A 4,699-nucleotide genomic window follows, 5' to 3' on the forward strand; every position below is an offset into this window, starting at 1 on the left:
CTCCCACAGGTTGATCACTGATCTAGAGCACAGTGATCAACCTGTGGGAGCGGGCTCGACCCGCGATGAGGGCAGCGCGATCAGTCAGCCAGGCGCCAGGTCGTCGTGCCCTTGCCGTCTTCCAGCACCACGCCCATGGCGGTCAGCTGGTCGCGGATGCGGTCCGATTCGGCCCAGTTCTTGTCGGTACGTGCCTGCAGACGCGCCTGGATCAACGCCTCCACTTCAGCTGCATCGACCTTGCCTTCGGCGCCCGCCTGCAGGAAGTCGTCGGCCTCCAGCTGCAACACGCCCAGCAGCTCGGCCAGCTCGCGCAAACGGCCCGCCAGGCCAGCGGCCACCTCAGGCTCGGCCTCGCGCACGCGGTTGATCTCGCGCACCAGGTCGAACAGCACCGCACAGGCTTCAGGCGTGCCGAAGTCGTCGTTCATGGCCGCGGCAAAACGCTCGACATACGCCTCGCCACCTTGCGCGGCCACGCGCGGCAAGCCGCGCAGCGCATGGTAGAAGCGTTCCAGCGCGCCCTTGGCTTCGCGCAGGCTGTCCTCGGAGTAGTTGATCGAGCTGCGGTAGTGGCTCGACACCAGCAGGTAGCGCACCACCTCCGGGTGATACTTGTCGAGCACGTCGCGAATGGTGAAGAAGTTGTTCAACGACTTGGACATCTTCTCGCCATTGATACGGATCATGCCGCAATGCATCCACGCCTTGGCGTACTGCTTGCCGGTGGCCGCCTCGCTCTGGGCAATCTCGTTCTCGTGGTGCGGGAACTCCAGGTCGTTGCCGCCACCATGAATGTCGAAGCTCTCGCCCAGGCAGCAGGTCGACATCACCGAGCACTCGATGTGCCAGCCCGGACGGCCCGGGCCCCACGGCGATTCCCAGCTCGGCTCGCCGGGCTTGACGCCCTTCCACAGCACGAAGTCGAGCGGGTCCTGCTTGGCCTCGTCGACCTCGATGCGGGCACCGATGCGCAGGTCTTCGATCTTCTTGCGCGACAGCTTGCCGTAGCCGACGAACTTGCCGACGCGGTAGTACACGTCGCCATTGCCCGGCGCGTAGGCATAACCCTTGTCGATCAGGGTCTGGATCATCGCGTGCATGCCGGCGATGTGGTCGGTGGCACGCGGCTCCTGGTCCGGCGGCAGGATGTTCAGACGGCGCTCGTCCTCGTGCATCGCGTCGATCATGCGCGCGGTCAGCGCTTCGAACGATTCGCCGTTCTGGTTGGCGCGGTTGATGATCTTGTCGTCGATGTCGGTGATGTTGCGCACATAGGTCAGGTCGTAGCCGCTGTAGCGCAGCCAGCGCGTGACCAGGTCGAACGCGACCATGCTGCGCCCATGGCCCAGGTGGCAGAAGTCGTACACGGTCATGCCGCACACGTACATGCGAACCTTGTTGCCATCGAGCGGAACGAAAACTTCCTTGGTCTTGCTCAGGGTGTTGTAGATGCTTAGCACGTAGAGTTCCTTAGCTGCCCCACGAATCGCGCAGGGTCACGGTGCGGTTGAACACCGGCTTACCCGGCGTGGAGTCTTTCAGGTCGACGCAGAAGTAGCCTTCGCGCTCGAACTGGAAGCGGTCTTCGGGCTGGGCCTGGCCCAGCGAAGGTTCCGCACGACAACCGCTCAGCACCTGCAGCGAATCGGGATTGATGTTGTCAAGGAAGCTGCCGCCGTCGTCGGTCTTCTCGGGGTTGGCCGAACGGAACAGGCGGTCATACAGACGTACTTCGCACTCGACGCTGGCCGCGGCCGGCACCCAGTGGATCACACCCTTGACCTTGCGGCCCTCGGGGTTCTTGCCCAGGGTGTCGGGGTCGTACGAGCAGCGCAGCTCGACGATGTTGCCCTCGGCATCCTTGATCGCCTCGTCGGCGCGGATCACGTAGCTGCCACGCAGGCGCACTTCACCGGCCGGCTCCAGGCGCTTGTAGCCCTTGGGCGGCTCTTCCATGAAGTCGTCGCGGTCGATGTAGATCTCGCGGGCGAACGGCAGTGCACGCACGCCCATGTCTTCCTTGGGGTGACGCGGCAGTTCGAGCTGCTCGACCTGGCCTTCGGGGTAGTTGGTGATGACTACCTTCAGCGGGCGCAGTACGCACATGGCCCGTGGCGCGGTGCGGTCCAGGTCGTCACGGATGCTGAATTCGAGCATCGACATGTCGACCACGCCGTCGGAACGGTTGGTGCCGACCATCTCGCAGAAATTGCGGATAGACGCCGGGGTGTAGCCACGACGGCGGAAGCCCGACAGCGTGGACATGCGCGGGTCGTCCCAGCCCTGTACGTGCTGCTCGTCCACCAGTTGCTTGAGCTTGCGCTTGCTGGTGATGGTGTAGTTCAGGTTCAGGCGGCTGAACTCGTACTGGCGCGGCTTGCACGGCACCGGCAGGTGGTCGAGGAACCACTCGTACAACGGACGATGGCTTTCGAACTCCAGGGTGCAGATCGAGTGGGTGATGCCCTCGATGGCGTCCGACTGGCCATGGGTGAAGTCGTAGATCGGGTAGATGCACCAGGTGTCGCCGGTCTGGTGATGATGGGCATGGCGGATGCGGTACAGGATCGGGTCGCGCAGGTTCATGTTCGGCGAGGCCATGTCGATCTTGGCGCGCAGCACGCGCTCGCCATCCTGGAACTCGCCGGCCTTCATGCGCGCGAACAGGTCGAGGTTTTCCTCGACGCTGCGCTCGCGGAACGGGCTGTTCTTGCCCGGCTCGGTCAGGTTGCCGCGGTACTCGCGGGCCTGCTCCGGGGTCAGGTCGCACACATAGGCATTGCCCGACTTGATCAGGTCGACCGCCCACGCGTGCAACTGCTCGAAGTACTGCGAGGCATAGCGCACCGGGCCGGTCCACTCGAAGCCCAGCCACTTGACGTCACGCTGGATGGCGTCGATGTACTCCTGGTCCTCTTTGGCCGGGTTGGTGTCATCGAAGCGCAGGTGACAGGCACCGCCGAATTCCTGGGCCAGGCCGAAGTTCACGCAGATCGACTTGGCGTGACCAATGTGCAGGTAGCCGTTGGGCTCCGGCGGGAAACGGGTGACGATGCTGGTGTGCTTGCCCGAATCCAGGTCGGCCTGCACGATCGGACGCAGGAAGTTCACAGGGACGGCGGGCGCGCCTTTGGCAGCGGCGTTGGGAGCGTTGTCAGCGGTGGGCTTGCTCATAGGATCCTTGAAATACCGGTACACGGCCCGGGTAGGCCGACTGAATCAAAGCGCTTATCATAGCCCAAGCGCCCGAGCTGCCGACAGGGCAGCGCCGACAAACTGGCGCTATATTCGGCTGGCCGGGCAAAAAAACTGCCGTGACGTGCGTATCGTGGCCTGTAAACTGTGCGTCAGGGTTACTACGCGATCCTGCGCACCCATTTCTTGAATGCCTGAAAAGCGAGAATTTGAGCATGACCCAAGTCAAACTGACCACCAATCACGGTGACATCGTCATCGAGCTGAACGCCGAGAAAGCCCCGATCACCGTGGCCAACTTCATCGAGTACGTCAAAGCCGGTCACTACGAGAACACCGTGTTCCACCGCGTCATCGGCAACTTCATGATCCAGGGCGGCGGTTTCGAGCCGGGCATGAAAGAGAAGAAAGACAAGCGCCCGAGCATCCAGAACGAAGCCGACAACGGCCTGAGCAACGACAAGTACACCATCGCCATGGCCCGTACCATGGAGCCGCATTCGGCCTCGGCGCAGTTCTTCATCAACGTCGCCGACAACAGCTTCCTCAACCACAGCGGCAAGAACGTGCAGGGCTGGGGTTATGCAGTGTTCGGCAAAGTCACCGAAGGCACCGACGTGGTCGACAAGATCAAGGCCGTTGCCACCGGTTCCAAAGCCGGCCACCAGGACGTGCCAGCCGAAGACGTGATCATCGAGAAAGCCGAGATCATTGGGTGATACTGCTGATCTCCGATCTGCACCTGCAAGAAGAACGCCCGGACATTACCCGGGCGTTTCTTGATCTGCTGGCCACCCGTGCCCGCAGCGCGCAAGCGCTGTACATTCTCGGGGACTTTTTCGAGGCCTGGATCGGCGACGACGCCATGACGCCCTACCAGGCGTCGATCTGCCAGGCCTTGCGTGCGCTGAGCGACACGGGCACCCAGGTGTTCCTGATGCACGGCAACCGCGACTTCCTCATCGGCCAGGCGTTCTGCAAGGCCGCAGGCGCCACCCTGCTACCCGACCCCAGCGTGGTCGAGCTGGGCGGCGAGCCGGTGCTGCTGATGCATGGCGACAGCCTGTGCACCCGTGACGAAGGCTACATGAAGCTGCGCCGTTACCTGCGCAACCCCGTGAGCCTGTGGGTGCTGCGCCACCTGCCGTTGCGCACGCGGCACAAGCTTGCGCGCAAGCTGCGCAGCGAAAGCCGCGCGCAGACGCGCATGAAGGCCAATGACATTGTCGATGTGACGCCCGAGGAGGTACCGCGGGTGATGCAGCAGCATGGCGTGCGCACCCTGGTGCATGGGCACACCCATCGCCCGGCGATCCACAAGCTGATGGTGGGCGATGCGCCGGCGCGGCGTATCGTGCTGGGCGACTGGGATCGCCAGGGGTGGGCGCTGCAGGTGGATGAACAAGGGTTCCAGCTGGCCCCCTTCGACTTTGCCTGACCCCTTCGCCGGCAAGGCCGGCTCCTACAGGTTTTGCGTAATCCTGTAGGAGCCGGCCTTGCC

4 protein-coding genes are annotated in these 4,699 nt (G+C 63.5%); 2 read left to right on the forward strand and 2 right to left on the reverse strand.

Annotated features, from left to right (window positions below; translation table 11 throughout):
* Positions 1 to 80: 80 nt before the first annotated feature.
* Positions 81 to 1,463 (reverse strand): cysteine--tRNA ligase, encoded by a 1,383-nt coding sequence (gene cysS / locus QMX96_RS26455; RefSeq protein ID WP_043863059.1) that lies wholly within the window; start codon positions 1,461 to 1,463, stop codon positions 81 to 83.
* 10 nt (positions 1,464 to 1,473) lie between these two features.
* Positions 1,474 to 3,177: a glutamine--tRNA ligase/YqeY domain fusion protein gene (locus tag QMX96_RS26460; RefSeq protein ID WP_043863060.1), complete on the reverse strand. Its 1,704-nt coding sequence runs from the start codon at positions 3,175 to 3,177 to the stop codon at positions 1,474 to 1,476.
* 236 nt (positions 3,178 to 3,413) lie between these two features.
* Between QMX96_RS26460 and QMX96_RS26465 the strand changes: the two genes are divergently transcribed.
* Positions 3,414 to 3,917: a peptidylprolyl isomerase gene (locus tag QMX96_RS26465; RefSeq protein WP_043863061.1), complete on the forward strand. Its 504-nt coding sequence runs from the start codon at positions 3,414 to 3,416 to the stop codon at positions 3,915 to 3,917.
* Entirely contained in the window at positions 3,914 to 4,636 is a 723-nt protein-coding gene (lpxH, locus tag QMX96_RS26470) for a UDP-2,3-diacylglucosamine diphosphatase (protein ID WP_043863062.1), read from the forward strand. Before QMX96_RS26465 ends, lpxH begins: the two co-directional genes overlap by 4 nt.
* Positions 4,637 to 4,699: the final 63 nt, after the last annotated feature.

The organism is Pseudomonas sp. PS01300, assembly GCF_029960155.1.
GTDB lineage: Bacteria > Pseudomonadota > Gammaproteobacteria > Pseudomonadales > Pseudomonadaceae > Aquipseudomonas > Aquipseudomonas palmensis.

Excerpts from the sequence above, each read along its gene's own strand:
- QMX96_RS26460 (WP_043863060.1), bottom strand. The coding sequence starts at position 3,177 with ATGAGCAAGCCCACCGCTGACAACGCTCCCAACGCCGCTGCCAAAGGC.
- QMX96_RS26465 (WP_043863061.1), top strand. The coding sequence starts at position 3,414 with ATGACCCAAGTCAAACTGACCACCAATCACGGTGACATCGTCATCGAG.